General features: G+C 66.3%; 31 protein-coding genes. 13 read left to right on the plus strand and 18 right to left on the minus strand.

Going from position 1 to position 24,766, the window contains the following annotated elements:
* The coding region (locus AC0IYU_RS21940; protein ID WP_472121044.1) for a hypothetical protein at positions 1-181 on the plus strand (181 nt) is incomplete at its 5' end.
* 38 nt (positions 182-219) lie between these two features.
* On the opposite strand, the gene AC0IYU_RS21945 is transcribed toward AC0IYU_RS21940, so the two are convergent.
* The 6 genes from AC0IYU_RS21945 to AC0IYU_RS21970 all read right to left on the minus strand — a co-directional run bounded on the left by AC0IYU_RS21945 (position 220) and on the right by AC0IYU_RS21970 (position 3,845).
* Positions 220-780 carry a ferritin-like domain-containing protein gene (locus AC0IYU_RS21945; protein ID WP_472121047.1) on the minus strand — a complete coding sequence of 187 codons (561 nt, stop codon included), beginning with the start codon at positions 778-780 and terminating at the stop codon, positions 220-222.
* The gene (locus AC0IYU_RS21950) at positions 777-1,292 is read right to left on the minus strand and encodes a hypothetical protein (RefSeq protein ID WP_472121361.1); all 516 of its coding nucleotides are present in this window, start codon (positions 1,290-1,292) and stop codon (positions 777-779) included. The genes AC0IYU_RS21945 and AC0IYU_RS21950 overlap by 4 nt, the downstream gene beginning before the upstream one ends.
* Positions 1,279-1,662, minus strand: coding sequence for a phage holin family protein (locus AC0IYU_RS21955; protein ID WP_472121049.1), 384 nt, complete (start codon positions 1,660-1,662; stop codon positions 1,279-1,281). The genes AC0IYU_RS21950 and AC0IYU_RS21955 overlap by 14 nt, the downstream gene beginning before the upstream one ends.
* A gap of 38 nt (positions 1,663-1,700) precedes the next feature.
* The gene (locus tag AC0IYU_RS21960; RefSeq protein WP_371086375.1) at positions 1,701-2,075 is read right to left on the minus strand and encodes a hypothetical protein; all 375 of its coding nucleotides are present in this window, start codon (positions 2,073-2,075) and stop codon (positions 1,701-1,703) included.
* A 54-nt stretch (positions 2,076-2,129) separates the two neighbouring features.
* Positions 2,130-2,294: a DUF1328 domain-containing protein gene (locus AC0IYU_RS21965; protein ID WP_472121052.1), complete on the minus strand. Its 165-nt coding sequence runs from the start codon at positions 2,292-2,294 to the stop codon at positions 2,130-2,132.
* A 198-nt stretch (positions 2,295-2,492) separates the two neighbouring features.
* Complete coding sequence (locus AC0IYU_RS21970) at positions 2,493-3,845, minus strand: CHASE3 domain-containing protein (RefSeq protein WP_472121053.1); 1,353 nt, start codon at positions 3,843-3,845, stop codon at positions 2,493-2,495.
* A 107-nt stretch (positions 3,846-3,952) separates the two neighbouring features.
* Between AC0IYU_RS21970 and AC0IYU_RS21975 the strand changes: the two genes are divergently transcribed.
* The gene (locus AC0IYU_RS21975; protein ID WP_007837167.1) at positions 3,953-4,585 is read left to right on the plus strand and encodes a response regulator; all 633 of its coding nucleotides are present in this window, start codon (positions 3,953-3,955) and stop codon (positions 4,583-4,585) included.
* Positions 4,586-4,628: 43 nt separating this feature from the next.
* Here the strand turns inward: AC0IYU_RS21975 and AC0IYU_RS21980 are convergent, their stop codons facing one another.
* A complete protein-coding gene (locus AC0IYU_RS21980) occupies positions 4,629-5,030 on the minus strand; it encodes a response regulator (RefSeq protein ID WP_472121056.1) in 402 nt (133 codons plus the stop codon).
* Between the two features lie 246 nt (positions 5,031-5,276).
* Between AC0IYU_RS21980 and AC0IYU_RS21985 the strand changes: the two genes are divergently transcribed.
* A complete protein-coding gene (locus AC0IYU_RS21985; RefSeq protein ID WP_472121059.1) occupies positions 5,277-7,289 on the plus strand; it encodes an AsmA family protein in 2,013 nt (670 codons plus the stop codon).
* On the opposite strand, the gene AC0IYU_RS21990 is transcribed toward AC0IYU_RS21985, so the two are convergent.
* From AC0IYU_RS21990 to gpmA, 3 genes are all read right to left on the minus strand, one after another.
* Entirely contained in the window at positions 7,286-8,071 is a 786-nt protein-coding gene (locus tag AC0IYU_RS21990; RefSeq protein ID WP_472121061.1) for a HesA/MoeB/ThiF family protein, read from the minus strand. The two genes, AC0IYU_RS21985 and AC0IYU_RS21990, sit on opposite strands and share 4 nt — an antisense overlap.
* Positions 8,072-8,082: 11 nt before the next feature.
* Positions 8,083-9,525 carry a S41 family peptidase gene (locus AC0IYU_RS21995; protein ID WP_435436685.1) on the minus strand — a complete coding sequence of 481 codons (1,443 nt, stop codon included), beginning with the start codon at positions 9,523-9,525 and terminating at the stop codon, positions 8,083-8,085.
* Positions 9,526-9,628: 103 nt separating this feature from the next.
* The gene (gpmA, locus tag AC0IYU_RS22000; protein ID WP_435484766.1) at positions 9,629-10,372 is read right to left on the minus strand and encodes a 2,3-diphosphoglycerate-dependent phosphoglycerate mutase; all 744 of its coding nucleotides are present in this window, start codon (positions 10,370-10,372) and stop codon (positions 9,629-9,631) included.
* A 105-nt stretch (positions 10,373-10,477) separates the two neighbouring features.
* Here gpmA and AC0IYU_RS22005 point away from each other — a divergent pair, with 105 nt between their 5' ends.
* The 6 genes from AC0IYU_RS22005 (at position 10,478) to nadA (ending at position 14,848) form a co-directional block, all read left to right on the plus strand.
* Positions 10,478-10,861 (plus strand): rhodanese-like domain-containing protein, encoded by a 384-nt coding sequence (locus tag AC0IYU_RS22005; protein ID WP_472121365.1) that lies wholly within the window; start codon positions 10,478-10,480, stop codon positions 10,859-10,861.
* Between the two features lie 20 nt (positions 10,862-10,881).
* Positions 10,882-11,142: a glutaredoxin 3 gene (gene grxC, locus AC0IYU_RS22010; protein ID WP_435436057.1), complete on the plus strand. Its 261-nt coding sequence runs from the start codon at positions 10,882-10,884 to the stop codon at positions 11,140-11,142.
* 127 nt (positions 11,143-11,269) lie between these two features.
* The gene (secB, locus tag AC0IYU_RS22015; RefSeq protein ID WP_409169529.1) at positions 11,270-11,737 is read left to right on the plus strand and encodes a protein-export chaperone SecB; all 468 of its coding nucleotides are present in this window, start codon (positions 11,270-11,272) and stop codon (positions 11,735-11,737) included.
* Between the two features lie 25 nt (positions 11,738-11,762).
* Positions 11,763-12,812 carry an NAD(P)H-dependent glycerol-3-phosphate dehydrogenase gene (locus AC0IYU_RS22020; protein WP_472121064.1) on the plus strand — a complete coding sequence of 350 codons (1,050 nt, stop codon included), beginning with the start codon at positions 11,763-11,765 and terminating at the stop codon, positions 12,810-12,812.
* Positions 12,813-12,834: 22 nt separating this feature from the next.
* Positions 12,835-13,707 (plus strand): carboxylating nicotinate-nucleotide diphosphorylase, encoded by an 873-nt coding sequence (gene nadC, locus AC0IYU_RS22025; RefSeq protein ID WP_472121067.1) that lies wholly within the window; start codon positions 12,835-12,837, stop codon positions 13,705-13,707.
* A 13-nt stretch (positions 13,708-13,720) separates the two neighbouring features.
* Positions 13,721-14,848, plus strand: a complete 1,128-nt coding sequence (nadA, locus tag AC0IYU_RS22030) for a quinolinate synthase NadA (RefSeq protein ID WP_472121069.1) — start codon at positions 13,721-13,723, stop codon at positions 14,846-14,848.
* A 129-nt stretch (positions 14,849-14,977) separates the two neighbouring features.
* Here the strand turns inward: nadA and AC0IYU_RS22035 are convergent, their stop codons facing one another.
* From AC0IYU_RS22035 to AC0IYU_RS22060, 6 genes are all read right to left on the minus strand, one after another.
* A complete protein-coding gene (locus tag AC0IYU_RS22035) occupies positions 14,978-15,340 on the minus strand; it encodes a 6-pyruvoyl trahydropterin synthase family protein (RefSeq protein WP_435484762.1) in 363 nt (120 codons plus the stop codon).
* 35 nt (positions 15,341-15,375) lie between these two features.
* A complete protein-coding gene (queE, locus tag AC0IYU_RS22040; RefSeq protein ID WP_472121071.1) occupies positions 15,376-16,014 on the minus strand; it encodes a 7-carboxy-7-deazaguanine synthase in 639 nt (212 codons plus the stop codon).
* A complete protein-coding gene (gene panC / locus AC0IYU_RS22045) occupies positions 16,011-16,862 on the minus strand; it encodes a pantoate--beta-alanine ligase (RefSeq protein WP_472121073.1) in 852 nt (283 codons plus the stop codon). Before panC ends, queE begins: the two co-directional genes overlap by 4 nt.
* 70 nt (positions 16,863-16,932) lie before the next feature.
* The gene (gene nadB, locus AC0IYU_RS22050; RefSeq protein WP_472121074.1) at positions 16,933-18,522 is read right to left on the minus strand and encodes an L-aspartate oxidase; all 1,590 of its coding nucleotides are present in this window, start codon (positions 18,520-18,522) and stop codon (positions 16,933-16,935) included.
* Positions 18,523-18,660: 138 nt separating this feature from the next.
* Complete coding sequence (locus AC0IYU_RS22055; RefSeq protein WP_435436065.1) at positions 18,661-19,497, minus strand: segregation and condensation protein A; 837 nt, start codon at positions 19,495-19,497, stop codon at positions 18,661-18,663.
* 75 nt (positions 19,498-19,572) lie between these two features.
* Positions 19,573-19,779: a DUF3460 family protein gene (locus AC0IYU_RS22060; protein WP_435436067.1), complete on the minus strand. Its 207-nt coding sequence runs from the start codon at positions 19,777-19,779 to the stop codon at positions 19,573-19,575.
* A gap of 69 nt (positions 19,780-19,848) precedes the next feature.
* Between AC0IYU_RS22060 and AC0IYU_RS22065 the strand changes: the two genes are divergently transcribed.
* Positions 19,849-20,334, plus strand: coding sequence for an outer membrane protein assembly factor BamE (locus tag AC0IYU_RS22065; RefSeq protein ID WP_472121077.1), 486 nt, complete (start codon positions 19,849-19,851; stop codon positions 20,332-20,334).
* Between the two features lie 14 nt (positions 20,335-20,348).
* Here the strand turns inward: AC0IYU_RS22065 and AC0IYU_RS22070 are convergent, their stop codons facing one another.
* A complete protein-coding gene (locus tag AC0IYU_RS22070) occupies positions 20,349-20,552 on the minus strand; it encodes a hypothetical protein (protein ID WP_435484751.1) in 204 nt (67 codons plus the stop codon).
* Between the two features lie 20 nt (positions 20,553-20,572).
* Complete coding sequence (metG, locus tag AC0IYU_RS22075) at positions 20,573-22,669, minus strand: methionine--tRNA ligase (RefSeq protein WP_472121080.1); 2,097 nt, start codon at positions 22,667-22,669, stop codon at positions 20,573-20,575.
* 210 nt (positions 22,670-22,879) lie between these two features.
* Between metG and AC0IYU_RS22080 the strand changes: the two genes are divergently transcribed.
* From AC0IYU_RS22080 to AC0IYU_RS22090, 3 genes are all read left to right on the plus strand, one after another.
* Positions 22,880-23,059, plus strand: a complete 180-nt coding sequence (locus AC0IYU_RS22080; protein WP_472121082.1) for a hypothetical protein — start codon at positions 22,880-22,882, stop codon at positions 23,057-23,059.
* A 72-nt stretch (positions 23,060-23,131) separates the two neighbouring features.
* On the plus strand, positions 23,132-24,163 hold the full coding sequence (locus tag AC0IYU_RS22085) for an isocitrate/isopropylmalate dehydrogenase family protein (protein ID WP_472121084.1): 1,032 nt from the start codon (positions 23,132-23,134) through the stop codon (positions 24,161-24,163).
* 148 nt (positions 24,164-24,311) lie between these two features.
* On the plus strand, positions 24,312-24,758 hold the full coding sequence (locus tag AC0IYU_RS22090) for a DUF2846 domain-containing protein (protein WP_472121086.1): 447 nt from the start codon (positions 24,312-24,314) through the stop codon (positions 24,756-24,758).
* The last annotated feature ends 8 nt before the right edge of the window (positions 24,759-24,766 follow it).

The following is a 24,766-nucleotide window of genomic DNA, read 5'->3' on the forward strand; positions in this document are numbered from 1 at the left end:
TGAAAGTAGGTCATCGTCAGGCTCTTACAGCCCAGAAAACCCCAGTCAGAATATGACTGGGGTTTTTTGCTTTGCGCAATGGCGTTCGCCAATACAAATACGCGAACAAGCAGAACCACGCAGACGTAAACACGCAGACGTAAAAAAGCCCGATGAATCCATCGGGCTTTTTGCTATCTGAAGCAGCTGAAAATCAGGCAGCCAGGCGCTGCGCGATGCTCAGTGACCAAGCCAGTCCTTCAATTCGTCGGCATGCTCTTCCTCGTCGGAGAGGATGTCCTCGAGCATGCGGCGTGTAGTGGGGTCCTTGTCCCCGATCAGCGCGATCATCTGCCGATACGACTCCACTGCAATACGCTCGGCAATCAGATTGGCGCGCACCATGGCTTGCAGGTCGGTGGACTCGTCGTACGCTGCATGGCTTCGTTCCAGCAGGTGCGACGGCGCAAAGTCTGGTTCACCCCCGAGTTGCACAATTCGTTCGGCAATTCGGTCGGCATGGCCGGACTCTTCATTGGCGTGCACAAGGAACTCGTCCGCAATGGCTGGGGACTCGACGCCATTGGCGGTGAAGTAGTGCCGTTTGTAGCGCAGCACGCAGACGAGCTCGGTCGCCAGTGCATCGTTCAGCAGCTTGACAACATCGTCACGCCACGGCCCGTAGCTAGGCGTCACCGCACCGTCGTCCAGGCTGTTGCGCGCGGCATCGAGGCCACTCTGATCGAGCACCAGGTGCTTGTGTTCAGAGGGCTTGTCTGAAGAGGAAACATCGGATTTCATGAAGGGTCCTTTCGTGGGGAGCTTGAGTTCTTCTGCATCAACGTGTTGACAACGTCAGCCACGTCGGATGTTTTCAGTACCGCTGCCAGCACTGCCGTGACCGACAACAGACGCCACGGCCTGACAAGCACCACAAGCGCCCCTGTGCCGGCGGCGATGGCCATGAGCTTGGCTGGCTGCTTGCGTGCGTAACTTTCCAGCAATGGACGGGCCAATTGGCCGGCCGCATGCGCAGGGTGCCGCTGCCACCAGCGCTGCACCACATTCCGGCCCATGGAAAACCAAAGATTGCCGCTGAGCCCTTGAGGCCGCCCGTTGCGCTCGCCAAGTGGCGGCAAAGCAGCAGCCGCTTCAGCATGCGCATATTCGAGTTCATCTTCGGCCGCTTGGGTTGGCCGGTAGTGTTGCTCTTCGTGAGGCTCGGAGGCCCCATTGAGTTGGCGAACCAGCGCCCGCCGTGACAGCGACAAGCGTTGCTGCGGTGTCAGAGGCGAACGTTCAGCGACGGCCATGTCGAGTTCCTGCTTCACGCAATGCCTGCAGATCAGCATCGAGTTGCGAACGCAGGTCGTCGAAGCCGTGGCTCGGGCTGGGTCGGGTGGCGTACCAGGCGCAGAAAGCTGCAATCACCAAGGCAATGCCCGGCACGGCGACCAGGACCCAGTGAAAGCTGCCGTGAAGCACGCCAAGCAGCACAGCCACGCCAATGAGGCCGAGTGCCAACATGGCGCTGGCCGCCGCCAACACGCCGGCGACGACGCGGGTAACAAGGCCGCGTCCCGCTTGCGCAGTTTCCTGGCGAACGAGAGCGGCGTAGTTTGCTAGGTGATCAGCGACGAGTTCCGGATGCCCGAGCACCGTGGAGAAAATCGGATGAAGCATGGTGCCAGAGGTCGTTGAAGCGACGGGAACTCAGCGAATCAATAGTCGTCCCGGCTGCGGCGGCTGGCGAGCACGATCAGCGCAGTGATGGCTGCACCTGCGGCTGCAGCAATCAGCACCGAGCGAACCGGCTGGTCGGAAATGTAGCGACCCGTCACGTCTGCGGCCTGTTCGAGGCGGCGCTGGGCGCGTGCACTCGTGGTGGAAGCAGCATCGAGTCCACGTTGAACGGCTTGCTGCACGCGAGCAGCCAGTTGTTCAACGGCCGGCTCTGCATCGCGGCGCAGGTCGCGGACCTTTTCGCCGGCCGCATTCACTGCGTTCTGTGCGTAGGCACGAGTGGATTCCACCGCTTCGTTGGCGGTCTGGCGCGCGTCATCGGCGAGTTGCGAGGCGGTCTTGGTCGTGTTCATGTGAAAGTCCTTTCCGGGGAAGTGAAATGCGGGAGCCTGTAGATCGTAACGACGCTACTTGCGTCGTAGCAAGCCGGCAAGGAAGCTGGCAATCGCCAGGATGGCGAAGATCACGAAAAGAATCTTTGCGATTCCCACCGCGCCGGCTGCAATGCCGCTGAAGCCGAGCACTGCGGCGATCAGTGCGATGACCAAAAACACCACCGTGTAATGCAACATGCGGAACTCCTTCGAGGTTGGCCTCGTCGTCTTGAAAAATGGCGGCTTCGGCACCCTTGAGAAGGGATTCGAAGAGCACAGTGCAACCTTAAGTGGGGTAGCGTCTCGGACCTGTCAGCGGTCGGGCGCGGGGTGCGTAGGAGATGGCCGAGTTAGCCTGCGCTGGGGCGTAAAGGAGTTCCGGCCCTCCTCCAACCGTCAGCCGCCTGACGCAGGTTTGACGATGGGCAGCATGGCGCTCAGGTGCGTGCCCTTGCCGGGCGTGGAGGACACCGTGAGCTTGCCGCGCGCGGCTTCCACCCGATGCCGCATGCCCGCCAGGCCATGCGTCGACGGTCGCATGCGTTGGGTGTCGAAGCCCTTGCCGTTGTCTGCCACCTCCACGATCACGTGGCTCTCGTAGTTCTTCATCACGATGGTGGCTTCGCTGGCGTGGGCGTACTTGCCGATGTTGGTCAGGCTCTCTTGCACCATCCGGTAGATGGTGAGCTGGCGCGATTCGTCCATGGCCGCGGGCTCCAGCGCCATTTCGATCTGCAGGCCCGAACGTTCGGCAAACTCGCGTCCCAGGATTTCCAGCGAGGCCACCAGACCGAGATTCGACAGCGAGGACGGCCGCAAGTCTTCGATGATGCGGCGCTTGAGCGCAATCCCGCTGTTGAGCAGCTCGGTCAAATGCTGCAGCCGCTGGATGGCATCGGGCGCGTCGGCGAGCCGCGACTTGAGGCGCGCCACGTCCAGCTTGGCGGCGGTGAGCAGCGAGCCCAACTCGTCGTGCAGTTCACGTGCGAGGTAGCCGCGCTCGGTCTCACGCACGTCCTGCAGGTGGGTTGCCAGTTCTGCCAGCGACGCCGTGCGCTCGCGCACCTCGTCTTCCAGCGCATTGCGTTCGCGCTGCAGGGCCTCCTGCTGGCGCTCGCCGATCGAGCGCAGCGCATGGGTCTGGCGCAGGTACAGGAAAAAGGCGATCAGTGCGGCCAGCGCGACGATGGCGGTACCGATGCGGGCCAGCTGCAGCGAGCGCAACACCTGCGCCTGGCTCTCGTGCAGGGTGTCGTTGCTGATCTTCACCAGTTCGCCCGCGGTCGCGCGGATGGCGTCCATTTCCTCGCGACCGACGTCCGTCGTGATGACGAACTTCCATGCGTCTTCCTTGCCGTCCTGGCGCAGCCGCACGCTCATGTCCATTTCTGCCACCTTGCGCAGCACGTGCTTCGACAGTTCGGTCAACTGATTGAGCTCGGCCGGCCGGCCGGCATACATGCGGCGCAGCGATGCCAACTGGCCGTCGACCTGCTTGACCGCCGTGTCGTAGGGTTGCCGGTAGCTGGCCTCGCCTGTCAGCAAGTAGCCTCTGCTCCCTGTCTCGGCGTCCAGCATGCTCTGCAGAATCTGGCTGAGCGTGCCGCGCACCTGCTGCGCCTCTTCGATGTCGTAAAGCGCGCGGCTGGACTGCCGGTAGCCGGCCTCGTTGATCCCGACGAGGGCCAGCGCAGCGAGTGCCGCAAGCAGCAGGCTGACGGCCATTTTTGGAGGGGCTAACCAGTGCATGAAACTTTCAGGGCTGCGTACTGCGCAAGTTCGTGAATAATTGACAACAATCAGGGACCCGGAATGTCGCGACCCGTATGTCCGCAACACAACGACGAAAGTAACAGATGATCAAAATTGGAATTGTGGACGACCACGCCATCGTGCGGTCTGGCCTCCGGCAGTTCTTCTCCGAGCACGTGGACCTGCGCGTGGCGGGTGAAGCTGCCAGCGGGCGCGAAGCCATCGAACTGGTGCGCACCACGGAGCTGGACGTACTGGTCATGGACCTTTCGATGCCCGGGCAAAGTGGAATCGACGCCCTGGCCATGATCCGCGCCAAGGCGCCGGACGTAGGCATCCTGATCCTGAGCGGCTATCCGGAAGAGCACTACGCGATGAACCTGATCCGCCAGGGCGCAAGCGGCTACCTGAACAAGGAATGCGATCCGATAGAAATCGTGAACGCCATTCGCACCATTTCGCTGGGCCGCCGCTACATCACCCCCGCCGTGGCAGAACTGCTGGCTCGCCAGCTCGACCGCAAGGACGACGCCGCGCCGCACGAGCAACTGTCGGAACGCGAATTCCAGGTGTTCCTGAAGCTGGCCAAGGGCGAAACTGCCGGCGACATCGCCAAGACCCTGTCGTTGTCGGTGAAGACCGTGAGCACTTACCGCACGCGTCTGATGGAGAAGATGAACCTGTCCTCCAACAGCGACCTGACGTACTACGCGCTGAAGAACAAGCTGATCGACTGAGATCTGCGCGACGCAAAAGAAGAGGCCCGAGGCGGCCTCTTCTTCAGCGCGCCCTGGCCGCCCGCAGGGCCTCGGCCTGTACAAGGCAGAAGTCCACCAGCGCGTCGATTTCGTTCGACTTGTCGAACACCGCATCGACACCGAACTCGGCGCAGCGCCGCCGGATGTCGGGCGTCGCATAGTTGCTGAGCACAGCCACCTTCTGAGCGGGCTTGCGGCCCTCGCACGCCTGGAGGACGCCCAACCCGCTGCCCTGCTTGAGAAAAAGGTCGACGATGACCAGGTCCCACCCGTCTTCGTGCGCGCCGAGCCACGCGCGGACGCCGTCCTCGGTCTCGGCAAAACCGACGACCGTGCTGAGGGTGAGCTCTTCCAGAGTGCCAATGAGGTTTTCACGGATCGTGAGGTTGTCTTCGACGACGTATATCTGCAATCTGGAATCCATGCCGAACCGCGCTTCCTCTCACGTTGGCAGGTGCTTTTGCAGCGCCCGCTGATGGGGGAAAGCCTGCATCGGGAGATTGCAGCCATTCCGTCGCGCATCATGCAAGCTGCAGGGGGCGGGCGTTGTAGGCGGGTTCCGACGCTTTCACCCGCGCCACAACGATACCTCGCTCGTAGGCGATGCCCCACGGTCTGTGCGGTCCCTTGCCGACCCGGGCGGCGCGATCGATGAGGTAACAAGGACGCCATGGCAACGAATATCCTGCGAACCCGGCCGCTATGGCTGAAGCTGCTTGGCGGCGTCGTGCTCCTGTTCGCGGCATTGGTGCTGGTGCTTGCGTTTTTTCCCTGGGACGTGCTGCGCGAGCCGCTCAACCGGTACGTCAGCGAGAAGACCGGGCGCAAGTTCGAGATCACGCGGCGGCTCGACGTAGGCCTCGGCTGGCGGCAGGCCACCGTCAAGTTCGACGGCATCGAGTTCGCCAATCCATCCTGGGCGCGCGACGCCTACCTGGTGAAGGCGGACCGCGCCGAATTCGACATTCGCCTCTGGCCGCTCATCACCAGCAAGATCGTGATTCCGCGCCTCGCGCTGTTCGCTCCGGCAGTGGGCCTGCAAATGGAGGCCGATGGCCGCCGTACCTGGGCGTTCGGCAAGGACACCTCGGATGCAGGCAGCGTACCCAGCATCGGCCTGATCCAGGTGGACACCGGCTCGATCGACTTCCTTGCCAAGCACCTGGGCGTCGACCTGCATGCGGACCTGAGCTACGACTCGGCCCTTGGCGAGATGCCCCTGACCTATCGCATCAAGGGCCGCTACAAGGGCCAGCCGCTGACCGCCAACGGGCGCGCCGGCAACGTGCTGCAGATCGATGCCGCAGGAGCGCCGCCGTTCCCTATTGAGATCAACGCCGCCGCCGGGCAGACCCAGTTGAAGGCCGCCGGCAGCGTGGCCGCGTTGTCCGGGCTGGACGGCATCGATGCCAGCTTCGAGATCAAGGGGCAAACGTTGGGCGCGCTGTTCCCGTTGCTCGGCATCGCGCTGCCGCAGACCTCGCCTTATGCGCTGAGCGGAAAGCTGGGCAAGCGCGGCCAGCTTTGGGAGGCTACCGGTCTCAAGGGCAAGCTGGGCTTGTCGGATATCGCAGGCGACATGAAATTCGACCAGGCCGGGAAGTTGCCGCATCTCGCGGGCGATCTGCGTTCGCGGGTGATGGACATGGACGACCTCGGTCCGCTGATCGGCCTTCCGCCGACGGCGCGTACGGCCAACACCGTCGAAGGCGTGGCCCCGCCGCCGACCGTGACCCAGGTCAAGCGGGCTGGCGGTAAGGTGCTGCCCACGGCACCGCTCGACTTCGAGCGCCTGCGCGCCATGAACGCCGACGTCAAGTACACGGCCGACAAGATCCAGAACGTGCGCGATATCCCGCTCGACCGCGGCAGCGTGCAGGTCAAGCTCGACAACGGCGTGCTCACGCTGGATCCGCTCGACCTGGGCGTGGCCGGCGGCAAGCTGGGCGGCGCGATCCGCATCGACGCATCGAAGAACCCCGCGGACATCCGCGCTTCGCTCGACATCAAGGCCATGCAACTGGCCCGCCTGTTCCCCAAGCTCGAGACCACAGGCAACAGCGTGGGGCGGCTCGACGGGCGCATCAACCTGTCGGGGTCGGGCAGCACCGTGGCCAACTGGTTGGGCGGCGTGTCCGGCGACGTGGCCGTGCTCTCGGGCAGCGGCCAGTTCGGCAACCTGCTGCCTGTGTTCGCTACGCTGGTGGGTGGCGACATCATCAAGTTCCTGCTGCGCGGCGACCGCAATGTCGAATTGCGGTGCGCGGCGATGGCGTTCGACGTCAACAAGGGGCTGATGACGGGCCGCACGCTCGTGGTCGACACCACCAACGCCGTCTTCACGGCCACCGGCCAGGCCAACCTCGCGACCGAGGGGCTGGACTTCGTGATTCGCCCCGAACCCAAGAGCAAGAGCATCCTGTCGATCCGCACGCCGCTGGTGTTGAGCGGGAGCTTCGGCGCCCCGAAGGGCGGCCTGCAGGTCGCTCCTCTCGCGGAGCGCGGACTGGCCGCACTGGCATTGGGCGCCATCAATCCGTTGTTGGCCCTGGCCGCGACCATCGAGACAGGCCCGGGCCAGGATTCCGATTGCAAGGGTGTCTTGGCGGATGCAAACAAGCCGGCGCCCGGCGCCGCCGCCAACGGTGCCGCCCGCGCCAAGGGTGCGCGCCAGCCTTCCTAAGCGCCTTGCAGGGTGGGGGCTGCGCTCGGCGCAGGGCGGTGTGCACAGACCCCGCATTGCGGGTCGCGGGCCACGCGCAAGGTATCGAACGAGGTGCTGCGACCGTCGAACATCAGCAGCTTGCCTGCCAGCGATGGGCCGATGCCGGCAAGCAGCTTGAGCGCCTCGCTGGCTTGCAGCGTGCCGATGGTGCCGACCACCGGGCCGAACACCCCCAGAACCGCGCAGCGCGTCTCCTCGAACGCAGCATCCGGTGGGAACAGGCAGGCATAGCAGGGCGAGGCGGCGTCACGGGTGTCGTAGACACTCAGCTGCCCGTCGAACCGGATCGCCGCGCCCGCCACCAACGGTTTGGAATGATTCACGCAAGCGCGGTTGACGGCTTGGCGGGTGACGAAGTTGTCGCAGCAATCCACCACCACATCGGCCTCGGCGACCAGGCGCGAGAGCAACGGCGCGTCGGCGCGCTCGGCGTGGGTCTCGATGGAAATGCCAGGGTTGATGTCGCGCATGGCCTGCGCTGCGGATTCGACCTTGGCGAGACCGACCCGCGCCTGCGTATGGGCGACCTGGCGCTGGAGATTGGTGAGGTCGACCTCGTCGTCGTCGACCAGCGTGATGTGGCCGACACCTGCTGCCGCGAGGTACAGGGCCACCGGCGAGCCGAGCCCGCCGGCACCGATGACAAGAACCCGTCCGGCACTGACGCGCTCTTGCCCGTCGATGCCGAATTCCTCGAGAAGGATGTGGCGCGAGTAGCGCAGCAGCTCGCTATCTTCCATGCGCCACCGGATCAGTTTTCCTTCTTCTCTTCCTTGTTTTCGACGATCACCTGCGTCTTGCTGACCAGCACCGGCTGGCCCTTCAGGCGGTTGAGCGCCTGCACCAGCGGGAAGTCCTTGTCGGTGCCGAACTCGGGCGTCTTGCGGTCCTGCGGCGGCTTCTTGGCTTCTTCCTCGAGGCGCTTGCGGGCTTCGTCGCGGGCCTTTTCACGTTCCGGGTCCTTGACTTCGGGACCCTGGCCGCTGGCCAGGTGCTTCTCGAGGTCGGCCTCGCGCATGCGCAGGGCGGCGAAGGGGCTGCCCTCGGCGCTTTCGTCGACCAGCACATTCGGCACGATGCCCTTGGCCTGGATCGAGGTTCCGCTCGGCGTGTAGTAGCGCGCCGTGGTGATCTTCAGGCCGGTGTCCGGACCGAGCGGGCGCACCGTCTGCACCGAGCCCTTGCCGAAGGTCTGGCTGCCCATGATGATGCCGCGCTTGTGGTCCTGCAGCGCGCCGGCCACGATTTCGCTGGCCGAGGCAGAGCCCTCGTTCACCAGCACCACCAGCGGCACGGTCTTCAGCGCGGCCGGCAGGCTGCGCAGCGGGTCGCTGCCCGAACGGCGCTGGTAGAACTCCGGCGCCGCCTTGTAGACCGACTTGCTTTCGGCCAGCTGGCCATCGGTGGTGACCACCGTGACGTTCTCGGGCAGGAAGGCCGAAGATACCGCCACCGCCGCGTCGAGCAGGCCGCCCGGGTCGTTGCGCAGGTCGAGCACCAGGCCCTTGAGATTGGGATCTTCCTTGTACAACTCGTCGATCTTCTTGACGAAGTCGTCGACCGTACGTTCCTGGAACTGCGACAGGCGGATCCAGCCGTAGCCGGGCTCGATCATCTTGCCGCGCACCGACTGCGTGCGAATTTCCTCGCGCGTGATCGTCACGGGGAAAGTGCGGCTCTCGTCCTTGCGGAAGATGGTCAGCAGCACCTTGGTGTTGGCTTCGCCGCGCATGCGCTTGACCGCCTCGTTCAGCGACAGGCCGCGCACGGCGGTGTCGTCGATCTTGGTGATCAGGTCATTGGGCTTCAGGCCGGCGCGGAACGCTGGGGAGCCTTCGATGGGAGAGACGACCTTGATCAGCCCGTCTTCCTGCGAAATCTCGATGCCCACGCCGACGAATCGGCCGGTCGTGCCTTCGCGAAATTCCTTGAAGGACTTCTTGTCGAAGTACTGGGAATGCGGGTCGAGCCCGGCGACCATGCCCGAAATGGCGTCGGAGATGAGCTTTTTCTCATCGACCGGCTCGACGTAGTCGCTCTTGACCATGCCGAAGACGGCAGCGAGCTGCTGCAATTCCTCGAGCGGCAGTGGCGCAAGCGATCCGCGTGCGACTGTCTGCAACGAGACGGTGGTCAGGACGCCTGCAACGGCGCCGGCGGCGACCCAGCCGGTGATCTTCAATTTCTGGCCCATCATGAGTGCTTGTCCTTGTCGGCGGCTGTCGAACCAATATACACAGCTTGGAAACAATTTGCCTGCCGGGGTTCCACGAAGTGGCCGGCAGAAAGGGGTTTCTTCAGCCTTTACCTTGCGAAGCGACCGCAGCGGCCGCCTGTTCGGCGGCTGCGGCGTCGCCGAGGTAGTAGTGACGCAGGGGCTTCAGGTCGTCGTCGAGCTCGTAGACAAGCGGAATGCCGTTCGGAATATTCAGGCCGACGATGGCGTCGTCCGAAATGCCGTCGAGGTACTTCACCAGCGCCCGGATCGAGTTGCCGTGGGCCGCCACCACCAGGCGCCGCCCGGTGCGGATGGCCGGCGCCATCGATTCGTTCCAGAACGGCAGCACGCGCGCGACCGTGTCCTTCAGGCATTCGGTCAGCGGAATCTGCTCAGGCGACAGCTTGGCGTAGCGCACGTCGCCTCGCTCGCTGCGCGGGTCGCCGGTTTCCAGTGGCGGCGGCGGCGTGCCGTAGCTGCGGCGCCAGACCAGCACCTGCTCGTCGCCGTACTTCTTGGCCGTTTCAGCCTTGTTCAGGCCCTGCAGGCCGCCGTAGTGGCGTTCGTTCAGGCGCCACGAATGCACCACGGGCAGCCAGGTGCGGTCCAGCTCGTCGAGCGTGTGCCACAGGGTGCGGGTGGCGCGCTTGAGCACGCTCGTGTAGGCGACATCGAAGTCGTAACCCTCGGCCTTGAGCAGGCGGCCGGCCTGCTTGGCCTGCTCCACGCCGGTCTCGGTCAGGTCGACGTCGGTCCATCCGGTGAAGCGGTTTTCGAGATTCCAGGTGGATTCGCCGTGACGGATCAGTACCAGTTTGTGCATGTGGGAGGCCTTTGGCTGCGCTTGCGAAACCTCGCATTCTAAAATCCCCGGTTTGCCATTCAAGGAACCCTCGTGAAATTGATCGAATTCGTCACCGCGAACTGGATGCTGATCCTGATCGCGCTCAGCTCGGGCGCCATGCTCGCCTGGCCGCTGGTGCGGGGCGCGGGCGGCGGAACGCTCACGGCGCAGGGTGCCGTGCAGCTCATCAACCGCGAACGCGCCGTGCTCGTCGACGTGCGCGAGCCGGAAGAATTCGCCACCGGCCACATGATCGGCGCCAAGAACGTCCCCCTGAACCAGCTGGAAGAAAAGCTCACCGGCGCCGTCAAGAACAAGAACGTGCCGCTGCTGCTGGTCTGCGCCACCGGCGCCCGCGCCCAGCGCGCCGTGGCCACCGCCAAGAAACTCGGCTACGAGCAGGCCCAAGCGGTCGCCGGCGGCCTCAAGGCCTGGAAAGAAGCTAACCTGCCGGTTGAAAAAGCCTGAGTCTTCCCAAGGTAAAGAGCATGCAAGCCGTCAAGATGTACACCACCGCCGTCTGCCCGTACTGCACCCGTGCGAAGCAGATCCTGAAGTCCAAGGGCGTCGAGCAGATCGAAGAGATCCGCATCGACAGCGACCCGCAAGCCCGCGCCGCCATGATGGAGCTCACCCAGCGCCGCACGGTGCCGCAGATCTTCATCGGCGACACGCACGTCGGCGGCTGCGACGACCTGATCGCGCTCGACGGCCGCGGCGGCCTCGTTCCGCTGCTGCAGGCCGCCTGAAACACAAAGCAACCGGCGTCACGAAGGTGGCCCGGGCGCCGGGCGATAATCATTTGCTCATTCATCTGCAGCCCGCTGCGGGAACCTCTCCCCGGCGGGCATTGTTTTGACTCTCGAAAGTTCAGCCATGGCCGACCAGCAAGCCCAAGATCCCATCTTCCAGATCCAGCGCGTCTACCTCAAGGACCTGTCGCTCGAGCAGCCCAATTCGCCCGCGATCTTGCTGGAACAGGAGCAGCCCACCGTCGACATCCAGCTCGGCGTGGACGCCCAGCCCGTGGCTGACGGCATCTTCGAGATCACCGTGTCGGCCACCGTGCAGACCAAGATCGGCGACAAGACCGTGTTCCTGGTCGAAGCCAAGCAAGCCGGCATCTTCGAGATCCGCCACCTGCCCGAAGACCAGATGGGCGCCATCCTCGGCATCGCCTGCCCGCAAATCGTGTACCCGTACCTGCGCGGCAACGTGGCTGACGTGATCCAGCGCGGCGGCTTCCCGCCCGTGCACCTCGCCGAAATCAACTTCCAGGCGATGTACGAACAGCAGCAGGCGCAGGCCGCCGGCCAAGCCGCCGCGCCGACCCTCACGCAGTAAACCGGCACAACGCCGCCAACGCACGATGAAGATCTGCGTTCATGGCGCCGGTGCCTGGGGCACGGCCGTCGCAGTCAACGCGGCGGCCCGCCACGAGGTCACGCTCTGGGCGCGCGATGCCGCCCAGGCCGACGCCATGTCGGCCGCACGTGAAAACACCCGCTACCTGCCCGGGCTGGCGCTGCCGGCGTCATTGGTCGTGCGCGCTGGCGAGATCGCCCAGGCGCAGGCCGGCGCCGACCTCGTCATCGTGGCCACCCCCATGGCCGCCCTGCGCGAACAGCTCATTGCGCTGCGCGGCACGACCGCGCAGGTGGCCTGGCTGTGCAAGGGCGTCGAGCCCGCGCTCGATGCATCTCCCACCTCCTTCGGCCTGCTGGCCCACGAGATCTGGGCGCAGGTTGCGCCCGACCTGCGGGCGGGCGTGCTCAGCGGCCCCAGCTTCGCGCAAGAAGTTGCCGAAGGGCGGCCCACCGCGCTGGTGGCGGCCAGCCCGCACGCCAGCGTGCGCGACGCGCTGGTCGATGCCTTCCACGGACCGGCGCTGCGCGTCTACGCCAACGAGGACATCGTGGGCGTGGAAGTGGGCGGCGCAGTCAAGAATGTGCTCGCCATAGCCACCGGCCTGTGCGACGGCCTTGCGCTCGGGCTCAACGCCCGTGCGGCCCTGATCACCCGCGGCCTCGCCGAAATGACTCGCTTCGGCCTCGCGCTGGGCGCCCGCGCCGAGACCTTCATGGGCCTGTCGGGTCTGGGCGATCTGGTGCTGACATCCACCGGCGATTTGTCCCGCAACCGCAAGGTCGGGCTGCTGCTGGCCCAGGGCCGTACCCTGGCGCAGGCCGTCGCCTCGCTGGGCCACGTCGCCGAAGGCGTGTACTGCGCGCGCACCGTGGTGCAGCGCGCGCGCGGCCTGGGCATCGAGATGCCGATCGCCGAAGGCGTGGTCGCGTTGCTCGACGGCCGCGTGAGCCCGCAGGATGCCGTGGCCACCCTGACTGGCCGCGACCCCGTGCCTGAATCCGTGCCGTCCACAACGCCCGGCTTGGCGGCTTCCCCTCGTCAATCCTCTTAAAAAAACGCAGAGACAAAGAGCCATGAGCCTTCGCTTTGATTTTTCAGCGTCGGCCGTGGCCGCGCTGGCCCTCTCCGACGCCACCCGCGCTTTGCAGGAAGACGTCGCCGAGGGCGACCTCACCGCGTCGCTGGTCGACCCTGCCCGCACCGCCCGTGCCCGCGTGCTGGCGCGCGAAGCCGCCGTCGTGTGCGGCGCGCCCTGGGTCGAGGCCACGCTGCGGCAGCTCGACCCTCAGGTGCGCATCCATTGGCTGTGCGCCGAAGGCGAGCGCTGCGCCGCCGACCAGACCGTGCTCGAAATCGAAGGGTCCGCCCGCGCGCTGCTGACGGCCGAGCGCACCTCGCTCAACTTCCTGCAACTGCTGAGCGCGGTCGCCACCAAGACGGCGCTGTACGCCGACGCGATCAGCGGCACGCGCGCCCGCATCGTGGACACGCGCAAGACACTGCCGGGCCTGCGCCTGGCTCAGAAGTACGCCGTGCGCACCGGCGGCGGCCTGAACCACCGCATCGGCCTGTACGACGCGGTGCTCATCAAGGAAAACCACATTGCCGCCGCCGGCGGCGTGGCCGCGGCGCTGCGAGCGGTGGCGCCGGTGGCGTCGCAAGCCGCCTTCGTCGAGGTCGAGGTCGAAACCCTGGCCCAGCTGCACGAGGCGCTGGACGCCGGCGCGCGCATGGTGCTGCTCGACAACATGGACCTGCCCACGCTGCGCGAGGCCGTGCGCATCAACGACGCGGTGGGCGACGCGCGCAAGGCGGTGCTCGAGATCTCGGGCGGCGTCACGCTCGACGGCCTGCGCGCCCTGGCCGAGACCGGTGTGGACCGCATCTCGGTCGGCGCGCTGACCAAGGACGTGAAAGCCATCGACTACTCGATGCGCTTTCAATAAAAAGATCTTCTCCATGACGACCGCTTCCGTCATCGACGTCGACTACGAACAGCCTGCGGAATCGGCCGGTTCCGGTTCCGTCTGCGACACCCGCCACGCCTGGGCCCGGGTGCCGCCGGAGCCCTCGCCCGACGAACGCATCGCGCTGAAGAGCCGCATCCGCCGCCTGCTGCGTGAACGCAATGCGGTGATGGTGTCGCACTTCTACGTGCACCCCGACCTGCAGGACCTGGCCGAGGAAACCGGCGGCATCGTGAGCGATTCGCTCGAAATGGCGCGCTTCGGCCGCGACCATGCCGCGCAGACGCTGGTGGTGTCGGGCGTGCGCTTCATGGGTGAGACCTCGAAGATCCTCTCGCCTGAAAAGCGCGTGCTGATGCCCGACCTGGACGCCAACTGCTCGCTCGACCTGGGTTGCCCGGTCGAGCAGTTCAGCGCCTTCTGCGACCAGCACCCGGACCGCACCGTGGTCGTCTACGCCAACACCAGCGCGGCCGTGAAGGCGCGCGCCGACTGGCTGGTCACGTCCAGCTGCGCGCTCGACGTGGTGGGCGCGCTGCATGCGGCAGGGCAGAAGATCCTCTGGGGCCCCGACCGCCACCTGGGCGACTACATCCAGCGCCAGACCGGTGCGGACATGGTCAGCTGGAACGGCGCCTGCATCGTGCACGACGAGTTCAAGGCGCTGGAGCTCGAGCTGCTGATGAAGGAACACCCCAAGGCCAAGGTGCTGGTGCACCCGGAGTCGCCGTCGGACGTCATTGCGCTGGCCGATGCCGTGGGCTCCACCTCGGCCATCCTGGGTGCGGCGCAGCGCATGGACGCCCGCGAGTTCATCGTCGCCACCGACAGCGGCATGCTGCACAAGCTGCGCACGCTGAACCCCGGCAAGACCTTCATCGAGGCGCCGACGGCCGGCAACGGCGGCACCTGCAAGAGCTGCGCGCATTGCCCGTGGATGGCGATGAACGGGCTGGTGGAGCTGGCGAATGCGCTGGAGACGGGCGTGGGGGAGATCCATGTCGATCCGGCGCTGGGGTTGAGGGCGCGGGTGCCGATCGACCGGATGCTGGCGTTTACCGCGGGTTTGAAAAACGGCCATCCGCCGGGCAGTCTGATCGCCGGCATCGGCGCCGCCTGACCCCCGCATTGCTCCTTCCCCCTCTGGGGGAAGGCTGGGATGGGGGCTCGCGGCGCCAAAGACGCCGACAACAATGGATGCGCCGCTTGCCCCCACCCCAACCCTCCCCCGGGAGGGGAGGGAGCAAGACTAGAACTCCACGCTGCAGCTGTCCCCCAGCGCCTCGCGCCACACCTTCACGCGCGCCAGCGACCCCCGCAAATCCGGCAGCGCCTGCGCAATGAACACGCACAGGTTCTCCAGCGTCGGCGGATGCAGCCCCGGCACGTCGTCCAGCAGGTGATGGTCGAGCTGCTCGCGCACCTCTTCCAGCCGCCGGCGCAGCAGTCCCAGGTCGATCACCATGCCCGTCGCGGGATCGCGCTCGCCCGCGAGCCACACCTCCGCGTGGTACGTGTGGCCGTGGACACGGCGGCTGCCTTCGACTTCGATCTCGCGTTTCAGCGTGTGGGCGGCGTCGAAGAAAAAACGTTGGCTGATGGTGAATCGCATCGTCGAAAAAACTCAGGAAAAAAGAGGCCGCCGCTTCAGCGGATGCCGGTGATCTTGTGCGTCTGCACGCTCAGGCGCCACGCCGGCTGCCGCATGCATTCGGCGATGCACAGCTCGGTGTTGGCGATGCGGTCGGGCCCGTCCATCGGTTGCAGGAAGCGGTGCGTGAACTCGCCCGTGCGCGCCATCGTGTCGAGGTCGAATGCGGTCTGCGGCCACACCAGCTTCAGCTCCTGCCCGCGCTGCTGCACCCACGGCGCGCCGGCCTTGGGGCTGATGCACAGCCAGTCGATGCCCTCGGGCGCCTCGACCGTGCCGTTGCTCTCCACCGCGATGCGAAAGTGCCGTGCGTGCAGCGCATCGACCAGCGCCGCGTCGACCTGCAGCAGCGGCTCGCCGCCGGTCAGCACCACGAGGCGGTGGTCGGCGTCGCCCGCCGGCCATTGGGCGGCGATGGTGTCGGCCAGCAGCTCGGCGTTCTTGAACTTGCCGCCCAGCGTGCCGTCGGTGCCGACGAAGTCGGTATCGCAGAAACGGCAGACGGCGGTGGCGCGGTCGGCCTCGCGCCCGCTCCACAGGTTGCAGCCGGCGAAGCGGCAGAACACCGCCGGCATGCCGGCCTGGCCGCCTTCGCCCTGCAGGGTGTAGAAGATTTCCTTGACGCTGTAGCTCATAAGGTGAAGGGAGTCTCGATCTCCAGGTTGTCGATCAGCCGCGTGCGGCCCAGGCGCGCCGCGGCCAGCGCCACGAGCGGCTCGCCGGGCGAATCGGAAGAGGGGGGCTGCAGGTCCGAGCGGCGCCGCAGCACAAGATAGTCCGGTTGCCAGCCGCGCTGCGCCAGCGACTGCATTGCCCGCGCTTCGATCGCGGCCACATCGGTCTCGCCCGCGCGCACCGCCTCGGCCATGGCCTCGAGGGCGCGCGACAGCTGCACGGCTTCGGCGCGCTCGTCCTTGCTCAGGTAGCCGTTGCGCGACGACAGCGCCAGGCCGTCGTCGGCGCGGAAGGTCTCGCTGCCCACGATCTCGATGGGCATCGCGAACTGCCGCACCATGTGGCGGATCGCCATGAGCTGCTGGTAGTCCTTCTTGCCGAACACGGCCACGCGCGGCTGCACGCACTGGAAGAGCTTCATCACCACCGTGCACACGCCGATGAAGAAGCCGGGCCGGAAGTGCCCTTCGAGCACGTCGGCCAGCGCCGGGTCGGGGTGCACCTTGCAGGTCTGGGGCTCGGGGTACAGCACGCGCTCGGTGGGCGCGAACAGCACGTCGCAGCCGGCCGCGCGCAGCTTCTCGCAGTCGCTGTCCCAGGTGCGCGGGTAGGTGTCGAAGTCCTCGTGCGGCAGGAACTGGAGCCGGTTCACGAAGATGCTCGCGACCGTGGCGTCGCCCAGCGGGCGAGCCTGCTTGATGAGCGCGATGTGGCCGTCGTGCAGGTTGCCCATGGTGGGCACGAAGGCCGGGCGCTTGCTGGCGGACAGGCGGGCGCGGAGTTCTTCGATGGTGGTGGCGATGTACATGGTTGGGTTTCTCCCTGCGGGCGTCGGTGGCCGGGCATCCTCGAGTGAAAACAGCAGTCGGTGGGGTCGGTCAGCTGGCCGGCGGCGCCAGCACCGTGGGTGCGGCGGGCTCGGCGAGCGATGGATAGTCGCGGCTGAAATGCAGCCCACGGCTCTCGTGGCGGGCTTGCGCGCAGCGCACGATCAGCTCGGCCACCTGCACCAGGTTGCGCAGCTCGAGCAGGTCGCGCGTGACATGGAAGTTCGCGTAGAACTCCTGGATCTCGGCCTGCAGCAGCGCAATGCGATGGCTCGCGCGCTCCAGCCGCTTGTCGGTGCGAACGATGCCCACGTAGTCCCACATGAAGCGGCGCAGCTCGTCCCAGTTGTGCGAGATGACCACGGCTTCGTCGGCGTCGGTGACGCGGCTGTCGTCCCAGGCGGGAAGCTCGGTGCGTGCATGCACCGGCGCCTGCGCAATGGCGCCGGCCGCGGCGCGCGCGAACACCATGCACTCGACCAGCGAGTTGCTGGCCAGCCGGTTGGCGCCGTGCAGCCCGGTGCAGGCGGTTTCGCCGATCGCGTACAGGCCCGCGATGTCGGTGCGCCCGCTCAGGTCGCTGAGCACGCCGCCGCAGGTGTAGTGCGCGGCCGGTACCACGGGAATCGGCTCGCGCGTGATGTCGATGCCCAGCTCCGCGCAACGCGCGAGGATGTTGGGAAAGTGCTCCTGCAGGAACGCGGGCGGCTGGTGCGAGATGTCGAGGTACACGCAGTCCAGCCCGTGCTTCTTCATCTCGAAGTCGATGGCGCGGGCGACCACGTCGCGCGGCGCGAGTTCGGCGCGCTCGTCGTGCGCCGGCATGAAGCGCGTTCCATCGGGAAGCTTCAGCAATCCGCCTTCGCCGCGCACCGCTTCGCTGATCAGGAAGGACTTGGCGTGCGGGTGGTACAGGCAGGTCGGGTGGAACTGGATGAACTCCAGGTTCGACACCCGGCAGCCGGCGCGCCATGCTGCGGCAATGCCGTCGCCGGTGGCGGTGTCGGGGTTGGTGGTGTACAGGTACACCTTGCCCGCGCCGCCCGTCGCCAGGATGGTGTGCGGCGCGCGAAAGGCCAGCACCTTGTCGGTGGCGTCGTCGAGGGCGTACAGGCCCACGCAGGCCGGGTCGTCGAGCCCGAGCTTGGTGCCGGTGACCAGATCGACCAGCGTGTGGTGCTCGAACAGCGTGATGTTCGGTGTGCGGCGCACCCGCTCGATCAGCACCTGCTGCACGGCCGCGCCGGTGGCATCGGTCACGTGAACGATGCGGCGCTGGCTGTGGCCGCCTTCGCGCGTCAGGTGCAGGCCGCCGCCTTCTTCCCTGGACGCTTCGGAAAACGGAACGCCCAGCTCGCGCAGCCAGCCGATGGCCTCGGGCGCGTGCTCGACCACGAAGCGCGTGGCCTCGGGGTCGCACAGGCCGGCACCGGCCACCAGGGTGTCCTGCACGTGGGCGTCGAAGCTGTCGCCCGCCGCCAGCACCGCCGCAATGCCGCCCTGCGCCCAGGCGCTGGAGCCGTCGTTCAGCGCGCGCTTGGTCAGTACCGCCACGCGGTGCGTGGGGGCCAGGTGCAGCGCGGCCGACAGGCCGGCCAGACCGCTGCCGACGATCAGGACGTCGAAGTCGCGCGCATTCATTGGTTTGAATGCCAGCCGGTGCCCTCGGTCACTTCGTGGAACACCGTGGAACCGGCTTTGCCGGGCCACCAGTGTTGCCCCCTGGAAGGGGGGTGGCGAAGCGACACGAAGTGCGCGAAGACTGGGGGTGAGCCATTGCTAAGTTGGCGAGTAGGCCAGCCGGACGTAGATGGGCGCGAAGGCTTCCGCCTGCGTGATGTCGATCAGCGTTTCCTTCGCAAGCTCCAGCATCGCGATGAAGGTGACGATCAGCACCGGCGTGCCGCGCGTCACGTCGAACAGCTTCTCGAACTCCACGAAGCGCTGCCCCTGCAGGTGGCGCAGCACGATGCTCATGTGCTCGCGCACGTTGAGCTCTTCGCGCGAGATCTTGTGGTGCTGCACGAGCTTGGCGCGCTTCATGATGTCGGCCCACGCATCGCGCAGTTCGATCACGTTCACCTCGGGGAAACGCGGCTTGAGCGACTGCTCGATGTAGACCTGCGCCTTCCAGAAGTCGCGCCCGTAGGTCGGCAGGGCGCTGAGGGCGGCGGCCTGCAGCTTGGTCTGCTCGTACTCCATCAGGCGGCGGACGAGTTCGGCGCGCGGGTCTTCGGCCTCTTCGCCGTCGGCCACCTTCTTCGGCGGCAGCAGCATGCGCGACTTGATCTCGATCAGCATCGCGGCCATCAGCAGGTATTCGGCTGCCAGCTCGAGGTTGGTCTGGCGGATCTCGTCGACGTAGCTCAGGTACTGCCGCGTGAGCCCCGCCATCGGGATGTCGAGGATGTTGAAGTTCTGCTTGCGGATCAGGTAGAGCAGCAAGTCCAGCGGGCCTTCGAAGGCCTCCAGGAACACCTGCAGCGCCTCGGGCGGGATGTACAGGTCCTTCGGCATCGCGAACAGCGGCTCGCCATACAGCCGCGCGAGCGCGACCTGGTCGATCACGTCGGGCATGGCGACCACCAGCGCGCCGGAATCGTCGTTCCTGCTCATTCGGCGATTGCTATCATTTCAATAGCTGAAGGCGCAATGCGGACGCGCGTATCCTGCCAATTCGGCATCAGGAAATTACTTGGATTGCGTCTGGTAGACGTACGGCTGCATCGGGATGCGGGCTTCGTCGTACTCGTTCAGCAGGCTGCGGTCGAGGTGCTTGTCCCAGAGCAGGGCGCGCCCGGCGCGCTGTTCGGCTTCCAGGGTGGGCTTCTTTTCCTTCATCTCTTCGATGAAGTTGGTGATCTCGGAAGAGTAGTGGGGGCGACGGAAGATGGACATAGACTGGACCTTTATGGCGCGAATTTTACCGGGGACGGCATGACGCAACGGCGAGGGTGGCAGATTGGCATGGCAAGCGCACTGCTTGCGGCCGCACTGGGGCTCGCGGCATGCGACCCGAAGAACATCAGCGAGCTGGAAGAAGGCGTCTCCACCGAGGCCGATGTGCGCGCACGTTTCGGCGAGCCCGAGAACGTCTGGGAGGCGCCCGGCCCCGGTCGTGGCGCCCGCGTGTTCGAGTACAACCGCCAGCCCGCGGGCCAGAAGAACTACATGATCACCATCGGGGCCGACGGCAAGATGAGCGCGCTGCGCCAGGTGCTCACGCCCGAGAACTTCGCCAGGGTGCAGCCCGGCCTGATGATGGAAGACCTGCGCAAGCTGCTCGGCAAGCCCGCCAAGGTCGCGCCCTATGCGCTGAAACGCGAGACCGAATGGGAATGGCGCTGGGTGCAGCCGCCGAACTCGCCCATGGTCTTCACCGCCACGCTGAACGACGACCAGCGCGTGGTGCGCAGCGGCTCCTCGCCCGACCGGGGCACCGAGGCGCCCTGAGCCGATCGCCTGGCTTACTGGCTGTCGGGAATCACCGCATCGGCCGCCGCGCCCACCGCCTTGCCGGTGATGCGCACGGTGCCGATGGCGGCATCGGCAGCCAGGCCGACCGCACTGGCGCCCACGCTCACCGCGGTGCCCGCCACGGTCACGACCGCGCAGCCGCCCAGCAAGGCGGACATCGACAGCAGCACAAGCGCACGGCAAAGGCGGGTCATGGGAGCTTCCTTGTCGTCGGTCAGCGCACGCGCATGCCAGGCGTCGCGCCCGGCCAGGGTTCCAGCACGTGGATGCCCGGGTGGGCCCTTTCGTCGCCGTGGCTGGCGGCCAGCACCATGCCTTCGCTGATGCCGAACTTCATCTTGCGCGGCGCCAGGTTGGCGACCAGCACGGTGAGCTTGCCCACGAGCTGCTCGGGCTGGTAGGCCGAGGCGATGCCGCTGAACACGTTTCGGGTCTTTCCCTCGCCGGCATCGAGCGTCAGGCGCAGCAGCTTGGTCGAGCCTTCGACCTTCTCGCAGTTCACGATCTTTGCGATGCGCAGGTCGATCTTCACGAAGTCGTCGATGGTGATGGTGGGTGCGATGGCTTCGCCGCCCGGCAATTCCAGAGCCTCCACGGCGGCCGGGGCGGCTGCTACAGGCTCGGGCGCGTCGAACAGCTTGTCGACCACCTTGGCATCGGCACGCTGCATCAGGTGCTTGTAGTCACCGATGGCGTGGCCCGCAGGCAGCGCTTGCGCCGCATCCGCCCACACCAGCGGCGAAATCTTCATGAAGGCCTCGACGTTCACCGCCAGCGCCGGCAGCACCGGCTTCAGGTACAGCGTGAGCAGGCGGAAGGCCTCGATGCACACGGTGCACACGTCGTGCAGTCGCGCCTCGGCGCCTTCCTTCTTGGCCAGCTCCCAGGGCTTGTTCTGGTCGACGTATTCGTTCACCTTGTCGGCCAGCGCCATCACCTCGCGCAGCGCGCGGGCGTAGTCGCGGCCGTCGTACAGCGATTGCACCTGCGGCGCGGCGGCACGCAGCGCCGACAGCAGCGTTTCGCCATCGGCCGACACGGCGCCCAGCTGGCCTGCGAAGCGCTTGCCGATGAAGCCCGCCGCGCGGCTGGCGATGTTGATGTACTTGCCCACGAGGTCGCTGTTGACGCGCGCCACGAAGTCCTCGGGGTTGAAGTCGATGTCTTCGTTGCGGCCGTTGAGCTTGGCCGCGATGTAGTAGCGCAGCCATTCCGGGTCCAGCCCGATCGACAGGTACTTCAGCGGGTCGATGCCGGTGCCGCGGCTCTTGCTCATCTTCTCGCCGCTCACCGTCAGGTGCCCGTGCACGTACACCGCGTTCGGCGCCTTGCGGCCGCTGAAGTGCAGCATCGCGGGCCAGAACAGCGTGTGGAAGGTGATGATGTCCTTGCCGATGAAGTGCACCTGCTCCAGGTCGGGATCGGCCATGTACTCGGTGTACGAGATGCCGTCCCCGCCCAGCTCGATGCAGCGCTTGTCCAGCAGGTTCTTCAGCGAGGCCAGGTAGCCCACGGGGGCGTCGAGCCACACGTAGAAGTACTTGCCCGGCGCATCGGGAATCTCGATGCCGAAGTAGGGCGCGTCGCGGCTGATGTCCCAGTCGCCCAGGCCGCCCTTGCCTTCGTCGTCCTTGTAGAGCCACTCGCGGATCTTGTTCTGCACTTCGGACTGCACGTGGCCGGGGGCCGCGGTCCATTCCTTCAGGTAGGCCTCGCAGCGCGGGTCCGACAGCTTGAAGAAGAAGTGGTCCGAGCTGCGCAGCTCGGGCTTGGCGCCCGACAGGGCCGAGTAGGGGTTGATCAGCTCGGTGGGCGCGTACACGGCGCCGCACACCTCGCAGTTGTCGCCGTACTGGTCCTTCGAGTGGCAGTTGGGACACTCGCCCTTGATGAAGCGGTCCGCCAGGAACATGCCCTTCTCGGGGTCGTAGAACTGCTCGACGCTCTTGGTTTCGATGAGGCCGGCGGTGCGCAGGTCGCGGTAGATGTCCTGCGCAAGCTGGTGGTTCTCGGGCGCGTCGGTCGAATGCCAGTTGTCGAACGAGATGAAGTAGCCGTCGAGGTAGGGCTTGCGGCCCGCGGCGATCTCGGCCACGAAGGCCTGCGGCGTCACGCCGGCCTTGTCGGCCGCGATGGTGATGGCCGCGCCGTGCGCGTCGTCGGCGCACACGAAGTTGACCTCGGCGCCGTTCATTCGCTGGTTCCGCACCCAGATGTCGGCCTGGATGTACTCCATCATGTGGCCGATATGGAACTTGCCGTTGGCGTACGGCAGGGCGGTGGTGACGAAGAGCTTGCGCGGGGCGGACATCGGGGAGGGCGCTTTCGGGAGTGGAACTGACGGAACCGGGCATTTTAGGTGCGGCGTCGGCGGGCGCGCTTTCATGGGTTTGATGGCAGCATCGCCCGATGCCCCACGCCATCGACCTCGGCGCCTGCATCGCCGGATTTGCCGCCTCTCCCCTTGCACCCTGGGCCGCATCGCTGCCCTGGGAGCTCCCGCGCGGCGAAGGAGATCTTCGTGCGCAGCGGCGAGGGCGGGGCGCTGCAGCCCACGGGCTGCGAGAAGTTCGGCGCGCTCATCGGCGACGGTGTGCGCATCGGCGCCAATGCGGGCATTGCGCCCGGCGCGCTGCTACGGCCGGGACGGGTGGTGGCGCGTGCCTCGCTGCTCGACCCCGAAATCCCCGGCCACGAGTGACCCACGAGGTCGCAGGGTGTCTCGCGCGAGACGTATGCTCCAGCCCCTGATACAGAAAGCGAGACGCCGCCGATGACCACTCCCATTCCCGCAACCCTCATTCCTGGCGATGGCATCGGCCCCGAGATCGTCGACGCCACCCTGGCCGCGCTCGACGCGCTGAAGGCGCCCTTCGTGTGGGACCGCCAGATCGCCGGCCTCGGCGGCGTGGTGGCCGCCGGCGACCCGCTGCCCGTGGCCACGCTGGACAGCATCCGCCGCACCCGCCTGGCCCTGAAGGGCCCGCTGGAAACGCCGTCGGGCGGCGGCTACCGCTCGTCGAACGTGCGGCTGCGCGAGGAGTTCCAGCTGTACGCCAACCTGCGCCCCGCGCTCACCATCATTCCCGGCGGCCGCTACGACAAGATCGACCTCGTGGTGGTGCGCGAGAACCTCGAGGGCCTGTACATCGGCCACGAGCACTACGTGCCGATCGACGGCGACCCCCATGCCGTGGCCATGGCCACCGGCATCAACACCCGCCAGGGCAGCCGCCGCCTGCTGGAGTACGCCTTCGAGACGGCCGTGGCCACGGGCCGCAAGAAGGTCACCATCGTGCACAAGGCCAACATCATGAAGGCGCTCACGGGCATCTTCCTGGAGACCGGCCTCGACCTGTACGAGCAGAAGTACAAGGGCAAGTTCGAGCTCGACACAGTCATCATCGACGCCTGCGCGATGAAGCTGGTGCTCAACCCCTGGCAGTTCGACATGCTGGTCACCACCAACCTGTTCGGCGACATCCTGTCCGACCTGGTGGCGGGCCTGGTGGGCGGCCTGGGCATGGCGCCGGGTGCCAACATCGGCGCCGACGCGGCGATCTTCGAGGCGGTGCACGGCTCCGCACCCGACATCGCCGGCAAGGGCATCGCCAACCCGACGGCCATCATGCTGGCCGCCGCACTGATGCTCGATCACGTCAAGCTGCCCGAGCTGGCCACGCGCCTGCGCAAGGCCATCGACGAGACGCTGAACATCGACAAGGTGCGCACCGGCGACCTGGGCGGCACGGCGGGCACGGCGGCGTTCACGAAGGCGCTGGTCAGCCGTATCAACGGCGGCTGAGGTAGAAGAAAGCAACCAATTCCCCAGGGCTGAAAAAATTCGGCCGGCAGGAACTTCAAAGGGCGACGCGCGCGGCTACAGTGCTGGCCGCACGCGCCTGATTGGCAGGCGGTGCTGTCATATCAAAAACAAGCCTGGAGGGTTTCCAATGAAGAAGTTTCTCGTCGCCACCGCAGTGGCCATCGCCGCGCTCAATCTGGTCGGATGCGCATCCGTGAGCATGGGCAATGCCGAGCAGGATGCGGCAGTGAAGAAGTTCGCCGCGCCTGCGGCCGACAGGTCGGCCTTGTACATCTATCGCAACGAGTCGATGGGCGGCTCGGTGAAGATGGACGTCTCCGTCGACGGCAAACCCATCGGCCAGACCGCCTCGAAGACCTTCCTCTACAAGGAAGTCGCGCCGGGCAAGCACACCATCGCCTCGACGGCCGAGAACACCGACACACTGACCGTCGACACCCAGCCGGGCATGTCGTACTACATCTGGCAGGAAGTGAAGATGGGCGTCATGTATGCGCGCAACAAGCTGCAGCTCGTGGACGCCGCCACCGGCAAGAAGGGCGTTCAGGAAACCAGCCTCGCCGTGACCAAGTAACGGCCTGC

This window comes from Variovorax sp. AC103 (assembly GCF_979254005.1).